This window comes from Motilimonas thetidivivens (genome assembly GCF_046452435.1).
In the GTDB taxonomy this organism is placed as follows: domain Bacteria; phylum Pseudomonadota; class Gammaproteobacteria; order Enterobacterales; family CBDFNC01; genus Motilimonas.
This window is the reverse complement of the sequence record NZ_JBKFDK010000005.1, coordinates 91,822-110,002: the sequence shown is the minus strand read 5'-3', so window position 1 is coordinate 110,002 and position 18,181 is coordinate 91,822. Positions and strand designations below refer to the sequence as shown.

General features: G+C 45.9%; 16 protein-coding genes and 6 tRNA genes. 21 read left to right on the top strand and 1 reads right to left on the bottom strand.

Annotated elements, in window-relative coordinates; genetic code table 11:
* Nucleotides 1–91: 91 nt before the first annotated feature.
* From lolB to ACK8OT_RS05700, 12 genes are all read left to right on the top strand, one after another.
* Entirely contained in the window at nucleotides 92–691 is a 600-nt protein-coding gene (gene lolB, locus ACK8OT_RS05755) for a lipoprotein insertase outer membrane protein LolB (RefSeq protein WP_410195543.1), read from the top strand.
* Nucleotides 666–1,529, top strand: coding sequence for a 4-(cytidine 5'-diphospho)-2-C-methyl-D-erythritol kinase (ispE, locus tag ACK8OT_RS05750; protein WP_410195542.1), 864 nt, complete (start codon nucleotides 666–668; stop codon nucleotides 1,527–1,529). Before lolB ends, ispE begins: the two co-directional genes overlap by 26 nt.
* A 103-nt stretch (nucleotides 1,530–1,632) precedes the next feature.
* The gene (locus tag ACK8OT_RS05745) at nucleotides 1,633–2,580 is read left to right on the top strand and encodes a ribose-phosphate pyrophosphokinase (protein WP_410195541.1); all 948 of its coding nucleotides are present in this window, start codon (nucleotides 1,633–1,635) and stop codon (nucleotides 2,578–2,580) included.
* Between the two features lie 162 nt (nucleotides 2,581–2,742).
* A complete protein-coding gene (locus tag ACK8OT_RS05740; protein WP_410195540.1) occupies nucleotides 2,743–3,351 on the top strand; it encodes a 50S ribosomal protein L25/general stress protein Ctc in 609 nt (202 codons plus the stop codon).
* 2 nt (nucleotides 3,352–3,353) lie between these two features.
* On the top strand, nucleotides 3,354–3,944 hold the full coding sequence (gene pth / locus ACK8OT_RS05735; protein WP_410195539.1) for an aminoacyl-tRNA hydrolase: 591 nt from the start codon (nucleotides 3,354–3,356) through the stop codon (nucleotides 3,942–3,944).
* 16 nt (nucleotides 3,945–3,960) lie between these two features.
* Nucleotides 3,961–5,052 (top strand): redox-regulated ATPase YchF, encoded by a 1,092-nt coding sequence (ychF, locus tag ACK8OT_RS05730; RefSeq protein WP_410195538.1) that lies wholly within the window; start codon nucleotides 3,961–3,963, stop codon nucleotides 5,050–5,052.
* Nucleotides 5,053–5,329: 277 nt separating this feature from the next.
* Nucleotides 5,330–5,406: transfer RNA gene (locus ACK8OT_RS05725), tRNA-Met, on the top strand.
* A gap of 30 nt (nucleotides 5,407–5,436) precedes the next feature.
* Nucleotides 5,437–5,521: transfer RNA gene (locus tag ACK8OT_RS05720), tRNA-Leu, on the top strand.
* Nucleotides 5,522–5,580: 59 nt separating this feature from the next.
* Nucleotides 5,581–5,655 (top strand) — tRNA-Gln (locus ACK8OT_RS05715).
* 44 nt (nucleotides 5,656–5,699) lie between these two features.
* A tRNA-Gln gene (locus ACK8OT_RS05710) sits at nucleotides 5,700–5,774 on the top strand.
* 45 nt (nucleotides 5,775–5,819) lie between these two features.
* Nucleotides 5,820–5,896 (top strand) — tRNA-Met (locus ACK8OT_RS05705).
* Nucleotides 5,897–5,911: 15 nt separating this feature from the next.
* A tRNA-Leu gene (locus tag ACK8OT_RS05700) sits at nucleotides 5,912–5,996 on the top strand.
* Nucleotides 5,997–6,110: 114 nt separating this feature from the next.
* Here ACK8OT_RS05700 and ACK8OT_RS05695 read toward each other — a convergent pair.
* On the bottom strand, nucleotides 6,111–7,277 hold the full coding sequence (locus ACK8OT_RS05695; protein WP_410195537.1) for an FAD-dependent monooxygenase: 1,167 nt from the start codon (nucleotides 7,275–7,277) through the stop codon (nucleotides 6,111–6,113).
* Nucleotides 7,278–7,804: 527 nt separating this feature from the next.
* Here ACK8OT_RS05695 and miaB point away from each other — a divergent pair.
* The 9 genes from miaB (at nucleotide 7,805) to nadD (ending at nucleotide 18,160) form a co-directional block, all read left to right on the top strand.
* Entirely contained in the window at nucleotides 7,805–9,238 is a 1,434-nt protein-coding gene (gene miaB, locus ACK8OT_RS05690; RefSeq protein ID WP_410195536.1) for a tRNA (N6-isopentenyl adenosine(37)-C2)-methylthiotransferase MiaB, read from the top strand.
* Nucleotides 9,239–9,248: 10 nt separating this feature from the next.
* Nucleotides 9,249–10,313 carry a PhoH family protein gene (locus ACK8OT_RS05685; RefSeq protein WP_410195535.1) on the top strand — a complete coding sequence of 355 codons (1,065 nt, stop codon included), beginning with the start codon at nucleotides 9,249–9,251 and terminating at the stop codon, nucleotides 10,311–10,313.
* Nucleotides 10,297–10,761, top strand: coding sequence for an rRNA maturation RNase YbeY (gene ybeY, locus ACK8OT_RS05680; protein ID WP_410195534.1), 465 nt, complete (start codon nucleotides 10,297–10,299; stop codon nucleotides 10,759–10,761). The genes ACK8OT_RS05685 and ybeY overlap by 17 nt, the downstream gene beginning before the upstream one ends.
* 2 nt (nucleotides 10,762–10,763) lie before the next feature.
* A complete protein-coding gene (gene corC / locus ACK8OT_RS05675; RefSeq protein WP_410195533.1) occupies nucleotides 10,764–11,645 on the top strand; it encodes a CNNM family magnesium/cobalt transport protein CorC in 882 nt (293 codons plus the stop codon).
* Nucleotides 11,646–11,709: 64 nt separating this feature from the next.
* On the top strand, nucleotides 11,710–13,221 hold the full coding sequence (gene lnt / locus ACK8OT_RS05670; RefSeq protein WP_410195532.1) for an apolipoprotein N-acyltransferase: 1,512 nt from the start codon (nucleotides 11,710–11,712) through the stop codon (nucleotides 13,219–13,221).
* A 160-nt stretch (nucleotides 13,222–13,381) separates the two neighbouring features.
* Nucleotides 13,382–15,961, top strand: a complete 2,580-nt coding sequence (gene leuS, locus ACK8OT_RS05665; protein ID WP_410195531.1) for a leucine--tRNA ligase — start codon at nucleotides 13,382–13,384, stop codon at nucleotides 15,959–15,961.
* A gap of 14 nt (nucleotides 15,962–15,975) precedes the next feature.
* Nucleotides 15,976–16,467 (top strand): LPS-assembly lipoprotein LptE, encoded by a 492-nt coding sequence (locus ACK8OT_RS05660; protein ID WP_410195530.1) that lies wholly within the window; start codon nucleotides 15,976–15,978, stop codon nucleotides 16,465–16,467.
* Nucleotides 16,468–17,499, top strand: coding sequence for a DNA polymerase III subunit delta (holA, locus tag ACK8OT_RS05655; protein ID WP_410195529.1), 1,032 nt, complete (start codon nucleotides 16,468–16,470; stop codon nucleotides 17,497–17,499).
* Nucleotides 17,492–18,160, top strand: a complete 669-nt coding sequence (gene nadD / locus ACK8OT_RS05650; protein WP_410195528.1) for a nicotinate-nucleotide adenylyltransferase — start codon at nucleotides 17,492–17,494, stop codon at nucleotides 18,158–18,160. The genes holA and nadD overlap by 8 nt, the downstream gene beginning before the upstream one ends.
* Nucleotides 18,161–18,181: the final 21 nt, after the last annotated feature.

Below are 18,181 nucleotides of genomic sequence, written 5' to 3'. Positions count from 1 at the left end.
GGAAAACTCCCGCTTAATAAAAGGGATTGCTGACTGGTTTTGCTTGGATTGCCTAGCTATACTGTGCAAGCATTATCAAAAGGGGTCAAATTTGAATCATTTACGTTTTTATATACTCTTTGTAATCATGGGGTTGAGTGGTTGTTCCCTGCTTTCATCCGATGCCGACAAACCGCTTCCAGAATTTAACCAACAAGCAGAATTAGCCCAGCTCGATCACTGGCAATTAACCGGAAAACTGGCCATTCGCGCAGCGGGACAAAAATCCAATGCCGTTGATATTAATTGGCGCCAACAAGGCGATGAGTTTCATATTACCTTTACCAAACTGTTTAAAACCCTATTAGAAGTGAAGCAAGATCCCTACGGCGCTTGGCTTAGGGACAGCGATGGCAATGAGCACCGTGCTGCGACGGCCGAGCTGTTAATTAAACAATTAGCGGGTTGGGATTTGCCGCTAGATCAAATGCAGCAATGGATCAAAGGCGTACCCGAAGGTGCCGAGGCTGACTATGATGACCTAGGCAATACGATTGCAATCAACGCATTGGTTGACAAACAGCCTTGGCAAATATCAATCGCTTCCCATATGCAGGTACAAGGCCTTAGCTTGCCGCAAAACCTCACCCTTAAAAATCAAGACAACACGTTGAAGTTAAAAGTTTATGAATGGATCTTCACCCAGCCTTGAGGCAATTCGCTGGCCTGCGCCTGCGAAGCTAAATTTGTTTTTGTACATCAATGGGCAGCGTCCAGATGGTTATCATGAATTGCAAACCCTGTTTCAATTTATTGATAAGGCCGATTACTTAACCATTAGCTGTAATCAGCACGGTGCCATCACGCTAAGCCCAGACAGCGATATCCCACTGGCAGATAATTTGATCTACAAAGCAGCCCGAGCCCTACAGCAATATGGTGGTACTCAACTAGGCGCAGATATTCAGTTAGAGAAAAATTTGCCAATGGGCGGTGGATTAGGCGGCGGCTCATCGGATGCTGCAACTACCCTAGTTGCTTTAAACCAACAATGGCAGCTCAACTACCCCAATCAAGTCTTGGCTGAGATAGGTGTTAAACTCGGCGCTGATGTGCCCATATTTATTCATGGTTTAGCGGCCATTGCCGAAGGCGTAGGCGAAAAGCTCACCAGCGTTGAGGTAGATGAACCTTGGTATGTTATTGCATCACCGCAAGTACATGTATCAACGGCCAGTGTATTTACCCATAAAGAGTTAATTCGTAACACGCCTAAGCGCCCTTTAGAGCAGCTCTTAACCACTGATTGGCATAATGATTGTGAGCCTTTAGTTAAAAAACAATATCCCGAGGTTGCCAAGGCAATTGACGCCTTGATAGAATACGCGCCGTCAAGATTGACTGGCACCGGCGCATGTGTCTTTGCAACATGTCAAAGCCAACAGCAGGCCCAATCAATTTTAGATAATTGCCCTGCGTGGCTTAATGGATTTGTAGCGCAGGGAAGTAATCAATCTGCTTTATATAAGCAATTGAATTTGCGAAAATAAAACATAAATCGTCGATATAGCTAAGTAGCCAAAGATGGTTATTTAGCGTCCAGCGCTTGCGCTGGTATCACCCTAAACAGGAAGCAACCTGAGGTTCCCCACCGTGCCTGACATGAAGCTGTTCACTGGTAATGCGACGCCAGAACTTGCCCAGAAGATCGCTGACCGCCTTTTCACTAAACTTGGTAGTGCCGAAGTTGGTACTTTCAGTGACGGAGAAATTAGCGTACAAATTAACGAAAATGTACGTGGCGGCGATATCTTTATTATCCAATCTACTTGCGCACCAACTAACGACAATTTAATGGAATTGATCGTCATGATTGATGCCTTGCGTCGTGCATCTGCTGGTCGTATTACGGCTGTTATCCCTTACTTTGGTTATGCTCGTCAAGACCGTCGTGTACGCTCTTCTCGTGTACCTATCACAGCTAAAGTAGTGGCTGACTTTTTGTCTAGCGTGGGTGTTGACCGCGTAATGACAGTTGACCTACACGCTGAACAGATCCAAGGTTTCTTCGATGTGCCAGTTGATAACGTATTCGGTAGCCCAGTACTACTTGAAGACATGCTGAACAAGAAACTAGAAAACCCTGTGGTAGTTTCACCGGATATCGGTGGTGTAGTACGTGCTCGTGCTCACGCGAAACTACTTGATGACGCCGACCTAGCTATCATCGACAAACGTCGCCCGAAAGCGAACGTTGCTCAAGTTATGCACTTAATCGGTGAAGTTGAAGGCCGTGACTGTATTATTGTTGACGATATGATCGACACTGGCGGCACCCTATGTCAGGCTGCAGCAGCATTAAAAGAGCGTGGCGCTAAGCGTGTATTTGCTTACGCAACGCATGCGGTATTCTCAGGTAACGCACCGCAAAACATTGCTAACTCAGTGATTGATGAAGTTATCGTGACGGACTCTATCCCACTTTCACCAGAAATGGCGAAAATTGAGAAAGTCACTCAGCTAACACTCAGTGCAATGCTGGCAGAAGCTATTCGTCGCGTAAGCAACGAAGAGTCTATCTCGGCGATGTTTCATCACTAAGCACTAAGCTGATGACGTTTGCGGCGATTTAATTACCGCCAAAGCGTAAAAACAATTTGAGAAAAAGGCGCTGCCAAGGTAACATGGCGCGCCTTTTTTTTATGGGCAATTTTTTAAGCTGGTCGCAAGCTTAAAACCATTCTATTTAATTGGAGAAACATTATGTCAACAATCACTCTTAACGCTGAAGTGCGTACAGACCTAGGGAAAGGTGCGAGCCGCCGCCTACGTCACGCAGATAAAGTTCCAGCTATCCTTTACGGTGCTGGCCAAGAAGCTGTGTCACTAACTCTTGCACACAACGACATACTAAAAGTAAACGACGTTGAAAGCTTCTACACTAGCGTTATCACGCTAACTGTTGACGGCAAAGAAGTACAAGCAGTACTAAAAGACATCCAACGTCACCCGTTCAAGCCTAAAGTTCAACACTTAGACTTCCTACGTGTTGACGCGGCTCAAAAACTGCACACTACTGTTCCACTGCACTTCATCAACGAAGAAACTGCAGCATCAGTAAAAGCAGGTGGCGTACTAGCTAAAACTGCACACGAAGTTGAAGTTAGCTGTCTACCTGGCGTACTTCCTGAGTTCATCGAAGTTGATGTTAACAAGATCGAACTAGGCCAAACACTACACCTTTCTGATCTAGTATTAGCAGAAGGCGTAGAGCTAGTAGAACTAGCTAAAGGTGCAGATCACGACCAAGCGGTAGCCACTGTTGCTCCTGCTAAAGGTGGTGCTGCTGCAGCTGAGGAAGCTGCTGAATAATCGTGACGACGAATATTAAGTTGCTTGTGGGCCTGGCTAATCCAGGCCCCGAATACCAGCAGACTCGACACAATGCTGGAGCCTGGTTTATCGAAGAACTAGCGCGCCAACATCATACCCAACTCAAACCCGAAGCCAAATTTTTTGGGTTAACCGCTCGAATCCAAATCGACAATCAAGACATTCGCTTACTGATCCCTACCACCTTTATGAATTTAAGTGGTAAAGCGATTGTAGCTATGGCCAATTTTTATCGTATTTCAGCCGAAGAAATTTTAGTCGCCCACGATGAAATGGACATGCCTCCCGGTGTCGCAAAGTTAAAACTCGGCGGTGGTCACGGTGGTCATAATGGCTTACGAGACACTATCAACAAGTTGGGTAACAATAAGAATTTTTACCGTTTACGTATCGGCATTGGCCATCCTGGCCATAAAGATAAGGTAACCGGTTATGTGCTCGGCAAAGCGCCCAGCATCGATCAAACGCGGATTGATAGCGTGATTGATGAAGCGGTTCGCTGCATCCCTATTTTAGCCAAAGACGGCATCGCCAAAGCGATGAATCGCCTTCATAGCTTTAAAGCAGATTAAATTAAGGTAAACACTCATGGGTTTTAAATGTGGTATTGTTGGTCTTCCTAATGTAGGTAAATCAACCCTCTTTAATGCATTAACGCAAGCTGGCATCGAAGCCGCTAACTTTCCGTTTTGTACAATAGAGCCTAACACGGGTGTCGTACCGGTTCCTGATTTGCGCCTTGATGCCATCGCCGAAATAGTCAAACCACAACGCGTAATTCCAACCACAATGGAATTTGTCGACATTGCAGGTCTAGTAGCGGGCGCATCTAAAGGTGAAGGTTTAGGTAACAAATTCCTTGCTAACATTCGTGAAACGGATGCTATCGGTCACGTGGTTCGTTGTTTTGAAAATGACAACATCGTTCACGTTGCGGGTAAAGTTGATCCAGCAGAAGACATTGACATTATCAATACCGAGCTGGCTCTGGCTGACTTAGAAAGCTGTGAAAAGGCCATTATCCGCGTTGGTAAAAAAGCCAAGGGCGGTGACAATGATGCTAAGTTTGAGCTAACCGTATTAGAAAAAGTGCGTGCGCATCTAGAAGCAGATCACCTGATCCGTAGCCTAGATTTAGAAAAAGAAGAGCGCGCAGCCATTGCTTACATGAGCTTCTTAACCGACAAACCGACCATGTACATTGCCAACGTCAATGACGACGGTTTTGAAAACAATCCTTACCTAGACACGGTAAGAGAAATTGCTGCCAAAGAAAATGCGGTAGTGGTTGCGGTTTGTGCTGAAATTGAGGGTGAAATAGCCGAACTTGAAGACGAAGAGCGCGCTGAGTTTATGGCGGAAATGGGTTTAGAAGAGCCCGGCCTAAACCGCGTTATTCGCAGTGGCTATGAACTACTTAATTTACAAACTTACTTTACAGCAGGTGTAAAAGAAGTACGCGCTTGGACTTTCCCACAAGGCGCTACCGCACCACAAGCTGCCGCTAAAATTCACACCGACTTTGAACGCGGCTTTATCCGCGCAGAAATCATCGGCTACGATGATTACATTCAATACAAGGGTGAAGCGGGCGCCAAAGAAGCCGGTAAATGGCGTCAAGAAGGTAAAAGCTATATCGTTAAAGATGGCGACGTGATCCACTTCCTATTTAACGTTTAAGTTTCAGCTGTAAACTATCGCACCCTAGCCTCGCATTTGCGGGGCTTTTTGGTTTTTAGTTTCCTATCATTCTATTTGTGTTGCGCCTGCTGTTTAGTTGTGGTCATTCCATTTCGATTAACAAAACAGCAACTGCATAGCCAAATGTCTAAAAACTAGGCATACAAACCAAAACTCGATTTTTTTTGCTAAAAAGGTATTGACGCTTTGGCTCTGTATCCGCATAATGCGCCCCGCAACGACGAACAGGGCCTCGCAGCCTTGAACGTAAAAGCATGGCTACATAGCTCAGCTGGTTAGAGCACATCACTCATAATGATGGGGTCCCAAGTTCAAATCTCGGTGTAGCCACCAACTTTCTTTTTAGCTAAGCTAATAAGAAGTGCGGAAGTGGTGAAATTGGTAGACACGCTAGATTTAGGTTCTAGTGCCGCAAGGTGTGAGAGTTCAAGTCTCTCCTTCCGCACCATTAATTGATTAAGTTAAACTTGATCCGTGTGAAAAGATTACACGTAAAACTCAGACAACAGGGATATCGCCAAGCGGTAAGGCACCGGGTTTTGATCTCGGCATTCTGAGGTTCAAATCCTCATATCCCTGCCAAATTCGACAAGTTGGCCCAGTGGCGAGCTGTCAAAAAGTACAACAGGGATATCGCCAAGCGGTAAGGCACCGGGTTTTGATCTCGGCATTCTGAGGTTCAAATCCTCATATCCCTGCCATATTTTCTAAATACAATCTGTGTTTAGATTATTGCAAAAAAGAATGGCTACATAGCTCAGCTGGTTAGAGCACATCACTCATAATGATGGGGTCCCAAGTTCAAATCTCGGTGTAGCCACCATTCTTTCTTTGCGCTGCGGAAGTGGTGAAATTGGTAGACACGCTAGATTTAGGTTCTAGTGCCGCAAGGTGTGAGAGTTCAAGTCTCTCCTTCCGCACCATTTATGTCTTAATCGAAACAACTCCCCTATCTATTTTTTAACTAGCCTTATACTGATTTCCAGCTATGAACGCAGCATTTTATCTGTTGTCTTGATGTTCAGAGCAGGGCTCGCTTACAAGCCCATCGCATATTTCATTACTTTATTTTTCAGTTCACCTGAGTTTTGCGCCAAGCTTAACCCTAGCTCACGCAGCCCCTGCATTCCCGGTAAACGGCTACTAAAGCTTTTATAAAACACGTCCATTGCCGACTGCATCAGTAAATTGTCGGCGCGGCGTTGCTGCTGATAACCTCGCAAGGCCTGCTGCTTTTGTGCAAGCTGAGCAATATCATTTAGCTCAAGCTCCTGAGCCAATGCTTGAACATCCTTAAAGCCAAGATTAACCCCCTGCCCTGCCAATGGGTTGATGGTATGAGCCGCATCCCCTAATAGCACCAGGCTGTGCTGAAAATAACCCTGAGCATGTTGCCTAGTTAAGGGAAAAGCGCCGGCCTGCAATACCTCAAAGTCAAAGTCGAGTTCAGCAAATTCAGCTCTGATCGCTTGCTTAAGCTCACTATGGGATAGAGAAGACAGGCGTTTAATATCCGCCACTTGGTGATACCAAGCCAATGAAGCATAAGGGCCAGCCAACGGCAAAAACGCCCTCGGCCCAGTTGTAACAAACTCTTGCCATGTAATATCTTGCTGCGCTTGATCGGTTTTAATGTTGATCAGCATACAATGCTGGCGATAATCCCACGCCGTGATGCCTATGCCCGCATGCTGACGACAAAATGACTGGGCACCGTCAGCCGCAATCAATAAGTGGGCAAACCAAACCTCACCGGATGCTAATGTCACCTTGACGCCTTCAGCTTGGTTATCAAACGCGGTTATTTTGGCTGGGTTAAGCAACTCTATATTCGGATGTGCAAGCATTGCCTGCCACAAGGCCGTTTGGATCACTTTGTTTTCTATGATGTAGCCTAACAAGGGCTGAGCAATGTCAGCGGCATCAAAGCTTAACGTTTGCCCGCCTTGTTGGCGGGTTGCTAGACGGCGATAAGGACAAATGCGCATCGAGGCGATGGCATCCCATACTCCCGCTTTCGCTAATAAGGTTTGGCTAGCAACACTGATCGCAGACACTCTCAGGTCAAGGGGATCACTGGCCACAAATTGCGGCGCATTGGCGGCTTCAACAACCGTGACTTGTAAACCAAGATCGGCAATCAGTAGCGCAGCTGTTGCCCCCACCATACCGCCACCGTTTATCATTATTTGCGTAGTTTTCATACCGCTTTGCCTAACTGCCTGATATTCAATGAAGCTATTTTAGCTAAATTGAAGGCTTACATATACCCAAGTTACCTCTAGATGCATGTTTAGCGAGAATTTGTAGGTACAAAGTGACACGGATATAAAGCAAAACCTAAAAATCATCGCCCAGTGAACAAATTTTAACCTCCAAACAGAAACAGACCCTAGGGTCTGTTGATCTTTGGTGGTTGATTTTTGTTCGAGATAAAAGCGTTTTGAGCAAGGCGAGCAGTGTGTAGCTTAGCATTCTAAGTAAATACTGCTCAACGATGCGCAAAACGCTTTTAGCCGAATCCGTAGGACAGCGTTTGTTGGTCATTTCTACTGCGTTAGCGCCTTTTCGCGTAGTTCACTATGCCACAAAGGCGCTGCCTTGTATAAATACCCAACAAATCGCTGCAAAAACCAGCTCAAAAGATCAACAGACCCTAGTAAGGCCAGACCGAAATCAGTAGAATATGCGCTCTTTTTTAGTTGTCCAGTAAGTAGAGTAGTTGCAGCAAATGAGCAAAAAACTTCATATCAAAACTTGGGGCTGTCAGATGAACGAATATGATTCATCAAAAATGGCAGACCTATTAGACGCTACCCATGGTTACACCTTAACGGAAGAGCCAGAAGAGGCGGATGTACTGTTACTCAATACCTGCTCTATTCGTGAAAAGGCGCAAGAGAAAGTGTTCCACCAGCTAGGTCGCTGGAAAAATTTCAAAGATAATAAACCCGGTTTGGTTATTGGCGTAGGGGGCTGTGTCGCATCCCAAGAAGGTGATGCTATTCGTGAACGCGCCCCGTTTGTCGATATTGTATTTGGTCCGCAAACCTTGCATCGTTTACCTGAAATGATCAAACAAGTTCAAGCCAATGACGGTGCATCTGTGGTTGACGTTTCTTTCCCTGAAATTGAAAAATTCGACCGCTTACCTGAACCAAGAGCAGAAGGTGCGAGTGCCTTTGTGTCTATCATGGAAGGCTGTTCAAAATACTGTACTTTCTGTGTGGTGCCTTACACCCGTGGTGAAGAAGTCAGTCGTCCACTTGATGACGTGCTTTACGAAATTGCCCAACTAGCCGAGCAAGGGGTTCGCGAAGTTAACCTGCTTGGCCAAAACGTAAACGCTTATCGTGGTGCGACCTTTGATGGTCAGATCTGTAGCTTTGCCGAATTACTGCGTTATGTTGCGGCCATTGACGGTATCGATCGTATTCGTTACACCACCAGCCACCCGATTGAGTTTACCGACGACATCGTTGAAGTGTATGCCGATACCCCAGAAGTAGTGAGCTTCCTGCATCTGCCGGTGCAAAGCGGTGCCGATCGTATCTTAAACCTAATGAAACGGGGGCATACGGCTATCGAGTACAAATCGACTATTCGTAAATTACGTAAAGCACGCCCTGATATCACCATTAGCTCAGATTTCATTATTGGCTTCCCTGGTGAAACCCAAGAAGATTTCGAGCAAACCATGAAGCTGATCAGCGACGTCAACTTTGACCACAGCTTTAGCTTTATTTATAGCGCACGCCCAGGTACGCCAGCAGCAGATCTGCCTGACGACGTCTCCGAAGACGAGAAAAAGCAACGTTTGTACATACTGCAAGACAGAATTAACCAACAAGCGATGCAAATTAGTCGTCAAATGCTCAACACTACCCAGCGAATTTTGGTGGAAGGGCCTTCGAAAAAGAATCCACTTGAACTGCGTGGCCGTACTGAAAACAACCGTGTGGTTAACTTTGAGGCGCCGCATAAGTTTATCGGCCAATTTGTCGACGTGAAAATTGTGGACGTTTACGCGAATTCACTACGCGGCGAGTTTATTTGTGGTGAAGATGAGATGAACTTAAGAGAATCCATTCGCCCAGCCGATATAATCAGTAAAAACCCGAACCACACCGATCACTTAGGCGTGGCTTCGTACACACCGAACTAGAGAATAAATATTGAGCACAACACTAGAAAAAGTTGAATTTGTTTTGAGCCCCGCAGATCCCGCCCGATTAGCGAATCTGTGTGGCCCCTTTGATGACAACATCAAACAAATCGAACGCCGTTTAGGGGTTGAGATCACTTACCGTAATCATGATTTTAAGGTAGTAGGCCAAGCCTTACATGCCAATGCGGCAAAAGTCATACTGCAACAGCTTTACGTAGAAACCCAAGCGGTTAAAGGTAAAGTTGCGGACTTATTGCCAGATCAAGTGCATCTGGCCATTCAAGAGTCGAAAGTGCTGGAGCATAATCATCAAGAGCACAGCGCGTATCATAAAAGTATTTCAATCAAGACCAAGCGCGGCATAATTAAACCGCGCGGCGAAAACCAAGCTAACTATGTTACTAACATTTTAACCAATGACATTAGCTTTGGTATTGGCCCTGCCGGTACAGGTAAAACCTACCTAGCGGTGGCCTGCGCGGTCGATGCCTTAGAGCGTCAAGAAGTACGCCGCATTTTGTTAACTCGCCCAGCCGTTGAAGCGGGTGAAAAGCTTGGCTTTTTACCGGGTGATTTATCACAAAAGGTCGACCCTTACCTACGTCCACTTTATGACGCTTTGTTTGAAATGCTCGGCTTTGAAAAAGTGGAGCGTTTGATTGAGCGCAACGTTATTGAAATCGCCCCCTTAGCCTATATGCGCGGGCGTACCTTGAACGATGCCTTTGTGATCTTAGACGAAAGCCAAAACACCACGGTAGAGCAGATGAAAATGTTCCTAACCCGGATCGGCTTTAACACCAAAGCGGTGATCACGGGTGACATTACGCAAGTAGACTTACCTCGCCATGTCAAATCAGGCCTGCGTCACGCCATTGAAGTACTGCCTAATGTCGAAGAAATTGGCTTTAGCTTTTTCCAAGCCGAAGACGTGGTACGTCATCCCGTGGTTGCTCGTATCGTACAAGCATATGAAGCGTTTGAGCAAAACGAGCAAGCGCAAGCACTGGCCATGAAACAAAAACGAGAAGCAGCTCGTGCTGCAGAGGCAAAAAATGGCAGTGATGCTTGATTTACAGCTAGCCTGTGAAGACCAAACTAACATTCCTAGCGCCGCAGAGCTTGAAAAATGGCTAAATGCCACCATTTCCCTAGATGAAGCTGAACTCACGGTGAGAGTGGTTGACAGCGAAGAAAGTCAGCAATTAAATTGTGACTACCGTGGCAAAGATAAACCGACTAACGTGTTATCTTTTCCATTTGAAGCCCCACCCGGTATAGAGCTACCATTACTGGGTGATTTAGTGGTATGTAAAAGCGTTGTCGAGCAAGAAGCACAAGCGCAAGGCAAGGCCTTAGATGCACACTGGGCGCACATGATCATTCACGGAGCATTACATCTACTTGGCTATGATCACATCGATGACCAAGAAGCCGAAGAAATGGAAAGCCTCGAAACCCAGATTATGCTACAACTGGGTTTTATTGATCCTTATATCAGTGAAAAGGAAGATATTTAAGCATGAGTGACGATATTCCCCAGCCCAGCGGTTCTGCCAAACGTGGCTGGTTAAGTAAATTTAGCCAAATGTTTCAAGCAGAGCCGAAGAGTCAGGAAGAACTTGTCGAGGTTATCCAAGAAGCTAACCAACGCGACTTGATAGATCAAAATACGGCCGAAATGATTGAAGGGGTACTTGATGTATCAAAAATGCGAGTGCGTGACATTATGATCCCACGCTCGCAAATGGTAACCATAGAAAAGAGTCAATCAGTTGAAGCTTTTTTACCTATAGTGATTGAGTCTGCTCACTCACGCTTTCCCGTTATCAATGAAGATAAAGACCATATTGAAGGCATCATGCTTGCTAAGGACTTGATTAGCTTCGGCTTTTCAAAACAGCAAGAAGACTTCTCGCTATCTAAGATATTGCGCCCTGCGGTGGTTGTACCAGAAAGTAAACGCTTAGATAAACTTCTCAAAGAGTTTCGCTCTGAACGCTACCATATGGCCATCGTGGTTGACGAATATGGCGGTGTATCAGGTCTGGTTACTATCGAAGATATCCTTGAGCTTATTGTTGGTGAAATCGAAGATGAAACCGACGCTGAAGATACCCCGCAAGAGGATATTCGACGCATCAGTAAACGTCATTATTCGGTACGAGCATTAACACCGATTGAAGACTTTAACGAAGAATTTAAGGTTAACTTTGCTGATGATGAGCAAGACACCATAGGTGGCATGGTCATGCACGCATTTGGTCATTTACCCGCTCGTGGTGAAAGTATCGAAATAGATGGCTTTACCTTTAAAGTGGTCAGCGCCGATAAACGCCGCCTGATCCAGTTACAAGTTAAGTTGCCAGAGACTATCTCCGAATCACTGGCCGATACCGAATAAACCGCAATAATGGCTATCGCAAGATAGCCTTTTTTTTGAAGTGACTACTCAATTGAATACCATCTTGAATAAAATATCTCCTTGGCAAGCTCGCATCATCGCTTTCATTTTAGGTAGCTTAGTGCCCCTTGCGTTTGCCCCTTATTCTTATTGGCCTGTGGTCTTTGTCAGCATTACCGGATTAATGCTGTTGCTCGATCAACGAAGTGCTAAGGAAGGCGCTAAGATAGGCTTTCTATTTGCCATGGGCATGTATGCCTTTGGCATCAGCTGGATCCATGTCAGCATGGATCTTTTTGGTGGAATGCCCACCATTGCCACTTGGTCACTGATGGCGTTGCTGTGGACTTATTTAGCCCTATTCACCCTCTTGGTCGGCTATGTTAGTCAACGATTTAAACTAACCACGTATTGGCAATACGGTTTATTCATTCCCGTTGTTTGGCTATTGTTTGACTGGCTACGAGGCCATTTCCTCACCGGCTTTCCATGGCTTTGGTTAGGTTACAGCCAAATTGACTCTCCCTTAGCCGGCTTTGCGCCAATCTTAGGCGTACAAGGTGTCACTTTAGCGATATTGTTCATTTGTGGCTGTTTGACCATCGCCATAAAACAGCAAACTTGGCTTAAAGCTGGCCTGACCATTGGCCTGATATTTGTCGTGGGTGGTTTTTTAAAGCAGCAAACCTATACCGAGCCGCAAGCGCCAAGCCAAGTTGCCTTAGTACAAGGTAACATAGACCAGAATTTAAAATGGGAGGACGAGCACTTATGGCCCTCTCTCAAGTTGTATTATCAGCTCAGTCAAATTCAACAGCCGCTGGATTTGATCATTTGGCCCGAGTCGGCCATCGCCGCACTGGAATTTAATGTCGAGCCCTTCATTGTCCGCTTAAATAAAGACATGAAAGATCGCGAGACCAGCTTGATCACCGGTATTATTGAATATCGCAGGCCCGAAAATACCTACTACAACACCTTAATTGCAGTCGGTGACACGCCATTTGAACATGGCTATGAGCCTAACCATACTAACCGCTACGCCAAGCACCACTTGTTGCCAATCGGTGAGTTTGTGCCCTTTGAAGAATGGCTGCGTCCACTAGCGCCTTATTTTGACTTGCCCATGTCTTCGTTTAACCGCGGTGATTATGTACAACCTAACCTGCAAACAAAACAAAACAAATTAGCGCCTGCTATCTGCTACGAAATCGCCTACTCAGAGCAACTAAGGCAGAATATCCAAGCCGATACCAGCATGATCTTAACGGTGAGCAATGATGCTTGGTTTGGCGACTCTAACGGCCCCCACCAGCACTTAGAGATAGCGCAAATGCGTGCCCTCGAATTTGGTCGACCTGTGCTAAGAGCCACTAATACGGGTATTACCGCTTTTATCGACCATCAGGGCAAGATCACCTCTCGAGCTGAGCAATTTAAAACCCAAGTTATCACCCAAGAAGTGATCCCAATGCAAGGTCACACGCCTTATGGTCGCTTTGGCTCTTGGCCTCTGATTATTTTTGTCAGCGCCATTTTTAGCCTTTGCATTTGGCGCTTTTACAGCTCAAATTGAATCACATTGCTAAACCATACCCAGCGTAGTAAAGGCGATATTTAGCTAAATATCGCGAATAAACCCCAGCCAAGGCCACTCCCTTATTGTTGCCTTGGTCACGCTGGGGTATCCTATGACGATAATTTTTTAACCCCATTGATGTGCGGACAAACAACATATGCAAGAGCAATACAATCCCAAGGACATAGAAACAAAAATTCAACAACAGTGGGAAACTGACAACAGTTTCAAAGTTGAAGTCGATGAAAGCAAAGAAAAGTTCTACTGCCTTTCTATGTTCCCTTACCCAAGTGGCCGACTGCATATGGGCCATGTTCGTAACTACACCTTAGGCGACGTGGTGTCGCGTTATCAGCGCATGCAAGGCAAAAATGTATTACAACCTATGGGTTGGGATGCCTTTGGCTTACCTGCTGAAAACGCAGCTATTAACAACAATACCGCGCCAGCTAAATGGACTTACGAAAACATCGAATACATGAAAACCCAGTTGAAACAGCTTGGTTTTGGTTACGATTGGGATCGTGAATTGGCCACTTGTCGCCCAGAATACTATCGCTGGGAGCAATGGTTCTTCACTAAGCTTTACGAAAAAGGCCTAGTGTACAAAAAAATGTCTACCGTCAACTGGGATCCAGTGGATCAAACCGTATTAGCCAACGAGCAAGTTATTGATGGTCGCGGCTGGCGCTCGGGCGCGTTAGTTGAACAAAAAGATATTCCACAGTGGTTTATTAAAATCACCGACTACGCACAAGAGCTACTCGATGACTTAGACCAACTAGATGAATGGCCTGAGCAAGTAAAAACCATGCAGCGCAACTGGATTGGTCGCTCTGAAGGCGTGGAAATGACCTTTGGTCTCGTTGGCCGTGACGATACCTTTGATATTTACACCACCCGACCAGATACTGTGATGGGCGTAACTTATGTTGGTATCGCGGCGCAGCATCCACTGGCATTAGAAGCAGCACAAAATAATCCTGAATTAGCCGCCTTCATCGAAGAATGTAAAAATGCCAAGGTAGCTGAAGCCGACATGGCGACCATGGAGAAAAAAGGCTTCGATACAGGTCTTAAAGCCATTCATCCACTTACTGGTGCAGAAGTCCCTGTTTACGCAGCTAACTTTGTATTAATGGGCTATGGCTCAGGTGCCGTAATGGCGGTACCTGCGCACGACCAACGCGACTATGAATTCGCTAAACAATATGGACTTGAGATTAAGCCAGTTATCAAGCCTGTTGAAGGTGAGCTTGATATTTCAGAGCAAGCTTATACCGAAAAAGGCATCTTATTTAACTCAGGTGAGTTTGATGGTCTTGATTTCCAAGGCGCTGTTGATGCAATTGCAACAAAACTAGAAAACGCAGGAAAAGGTAAGAAAACCGTTAACTTCCGTTTACGTGACTGGGGGGTTTCACGTCAGCGTTACTGGGGCACACCTATTCCTATGCTCAACCTTGAAAACGGTGAGGTAGTTCCAGTACCTGAAGATCAACTGCCAGTGGTATTACCTGAAGATGTGGTGATGGACGGCGTAACCTCTCCGATTAAAGCCGACCCTGAGTGGGCCAAAACCAGCTACAACGGTCAAGCCGCGTTTCATGAAACCGATACCTTTGACACCTTTATGGAATCTAGCTGGTACTACGCACGTTACTGCTGTGCCAACAATGATCAAATGATGTTAGATCCCAAAGAAGCTAACTACTGGTTACCTGTGGATCAATACATCGGCGGTATCGAACACGCTATTTTACACTTACTCTACTCTCGCTTTTTCCACAAACTGCTGCGCGATACCGGTTTAGTGGAATCAGACGAGCCGTTTAAAAAGCTACTGACCCAAGGCATGGTGTTGGCAGATGCCTTCTACTACGAGGACGAGAAAGGCGGTAAGGTTTGGGTATCTCCTCTTGATGTCGACGTTCAACGTGACGATAAGGGTCGTATCACAGCCGCGCAGACCAAATCAGGACAAGCCGTGGTTTACACTGGCATGAGCAAGATGTCGAAATCGAAAAACAACGGTATCGACCCTCAAGTCATGGTAGATAAATACGGCGCCGATACTGTGCGTTTATTTATGATGTTTGCCGCACCTGCCGAGCAAACCCTTGAGTGGCAAGACTCTGCAGTCGAGGGCTCACTGCGTTTCCTTAAACGTGTGTGGAAACTCGCTCATGAGCACATTAGTGCTGGCGCAGCGCCCGCTCTAGATGTTGCTAGCTTAAACGAAGCGCAAAAAAACTTACGCCGTGAATTGCACAAAACCATCGACAAGGTTTCTGACGACATCGGCCGTCGCCAGACCTTTAATACGGCGATAGCAGCGATCATGGAGCTGATGAATAAGCTAACTAAGGCGGAGCAACAACACGAGCAAGATCGCGCGCTAATGCAAGAAGCACTCGAAGCCATTGTACGTTTGCTAGCACCTATCACACCGCACATCAGTGCTTGTTTGTGGCAAGAGCTGGGGCACCAAGGTAATGTAGAAGCCGCGCCTTGGCCAGTGGCTGACGCTAAGGCCATGGTTGAAGACACTAAAACCGTGGTGGTGCAGGTGAACGGTAAACTACGCAGTAAGCTAACGGTTGCGGCTGACGCTGCCCAAGAAGCGGTTGAAACCTTAGCCAAAGCCGATGAAAACGTTGCTAAATTTATTGATGGTAAAACCATACGTAAAGTTATCTACGTTCCGGGTAAACTACTTAATATTGTTGCTAATTAATCGGTAGAGGCTCAATGTCGATATTAAAACAGGCTAGCCTATGGCTAGCCGGATTATTGCTATTAACCGGCTGTGGTTTCACACCTAAAGGCCAAGTGATTAATCGCGCTGATATTAACAGTGTGTATTTGTCCACACCCGATCCTTACGGGCAATTAACCCGTGAGGTAGAGCAGCAATTACGCTTTGCGAATATCGACATTTTGCGCCAGCCAGATGAGCAAATGGTGCAATTAAGGGTCGGTGGCGAACAACAGTCAAGCCGTGTCATTTCCTTGTATGATAACGGCCAATCCGCAGAATATGAGCTGGGCTATTCGGTGCAATATCAAATAACCCAACCAGGTAAGGAGCCTTTGAGCTTCACTATCAATATTCACCGTGATTTTCTTGATAACCCTCAGCAAGCCCTTGCATCCTCGCGCGAAGCAGAGCTTATCTTAAATGAGATGCGAGAAAATGCAGCACAGCGCATCATTCGACGTCTAACTACGCTGGAGCCTTAAGTGCGGGTTTACCCAGAATCACTGGCTAACCACTTAAAACAACTCAAAGGCTTCTATTTAGTCTTTGGCGATGAACACTTATTGCGGTTGGAAGCGCTGCGCGATATTAAACAAGCCGCGCGCCAGCAAGGTTTTCTCGAAGAGCATCAGTTTGTCACCGACAATGACATGAATTGGGATCAAGTATTTGATTGCGCCAATGCCATGTCATTATTCTCAAATCAACAAATTATCAGTATTGAAGTTAGTAAAACCGACAAACGCATTACCGACTCACTGCTTGAACTAAGCCAGCTAAATAATCCCGATATCTTGTTTATTTTCCATGGCGACAAATTAAGCCTACAGCAAATGAAGGCAAAATGGTTTGTCACGGCCTCTGAGCAAGGCTTGTATATTCCAACTAACCACCCTGAAACTAAATTTTTTCCGCAATGGATGCATAAACGCATGCGCGCTGCGGGACTCAACTGCAACAGCGATGTCGTTAACTTTATGTGTCGTAATTTTGAGGGCAATTTACTGGCCTGTGTGCAAGAAATAGAAAAGCTGGCATTACACTTTGGTCAACAGCCCCTCACCTTGCAAGACGTCGCCGATAACATTACAGGTCATACCCATTTCGGCATTTTTCAATGGTTGGACACCCTGTTTGCGGGTAAGGTCAATCGAGCCCAACGCATGTTGCAACAGCTACATGAAGAAGGGACAGACATCGTATTACTCAGCGGCACCTTAAATAACGAAGTAAAAAAACTACTCGAGTATCAATACCAGCTCAACAAGGGCGTTAAATTTGCCGAAATGATGAAAAACGCTCGCGTTTGGACCAGTAAGCAAGCCTTAATTAACCAAGCATTAACTCGTTTATCCAGTCGAGAATTAGAATATATCTACCAACTCTGCAGCCAATTAGAGCTCAGCATCAAAACCCAGTATGAGCAAAACAGCTGGCCTCAATTGCAAATGATCTGCCTCTTGTTTCAAGGAAAAACGCCAACGCATTATGAACTCCCGTTGCAATATGAATGAACAGCCCAAGCAATCAATTAACACGCTAACCAAGCCCATTGCCATTATGGGTGGCTCCTTTAACCCTGTACACTTTGGTCATTTGCGCCCCGCGCTTGAGCTACAACACCAATTAGGATTAGCCGCGGTTCATTTGATGCCAAATAACATTGCGCCCCACAAGGCGCACTATGGCAGTTCCACCGAGCAACGTTTGGCCATGCTTGAACTGGCCATCGAGGGAACGCCATCGTTAGTGTTAGATAAAACCGAGCTCACCTTGCCTCAACCTAATTACTCGGTAGCGACCTTAATTGAATTGCGTCAACGTCATCCCAACACGCCATTATGTTTTATCATCGGCATGGACTCTTTTATCAACTTACCGAAATGGCACCGCTGGCAATCGCTATTAGATTATTGCCATTTGATTGTTTGCCAGCGTCCGGGCTGGACGCCAAACTACTGCCAACAATTAATCACTCACGTTTTGCCTCATAAAACCACCGACCCGGCTCAATTACAACAGCATTTGCAGGGCCTAGTCTACTTTACCCAAGTCACGCAATTGGATATAAGTTCAAGTCAAATAAGACAATTACGCCAGCAAGGCCAAGCCATTAAATACTTATTGCCCGATAACGTGATTGCGTACATAGAGCAAAACAATCTCTATCTTTAATCAGACTACTTAATCCCCACG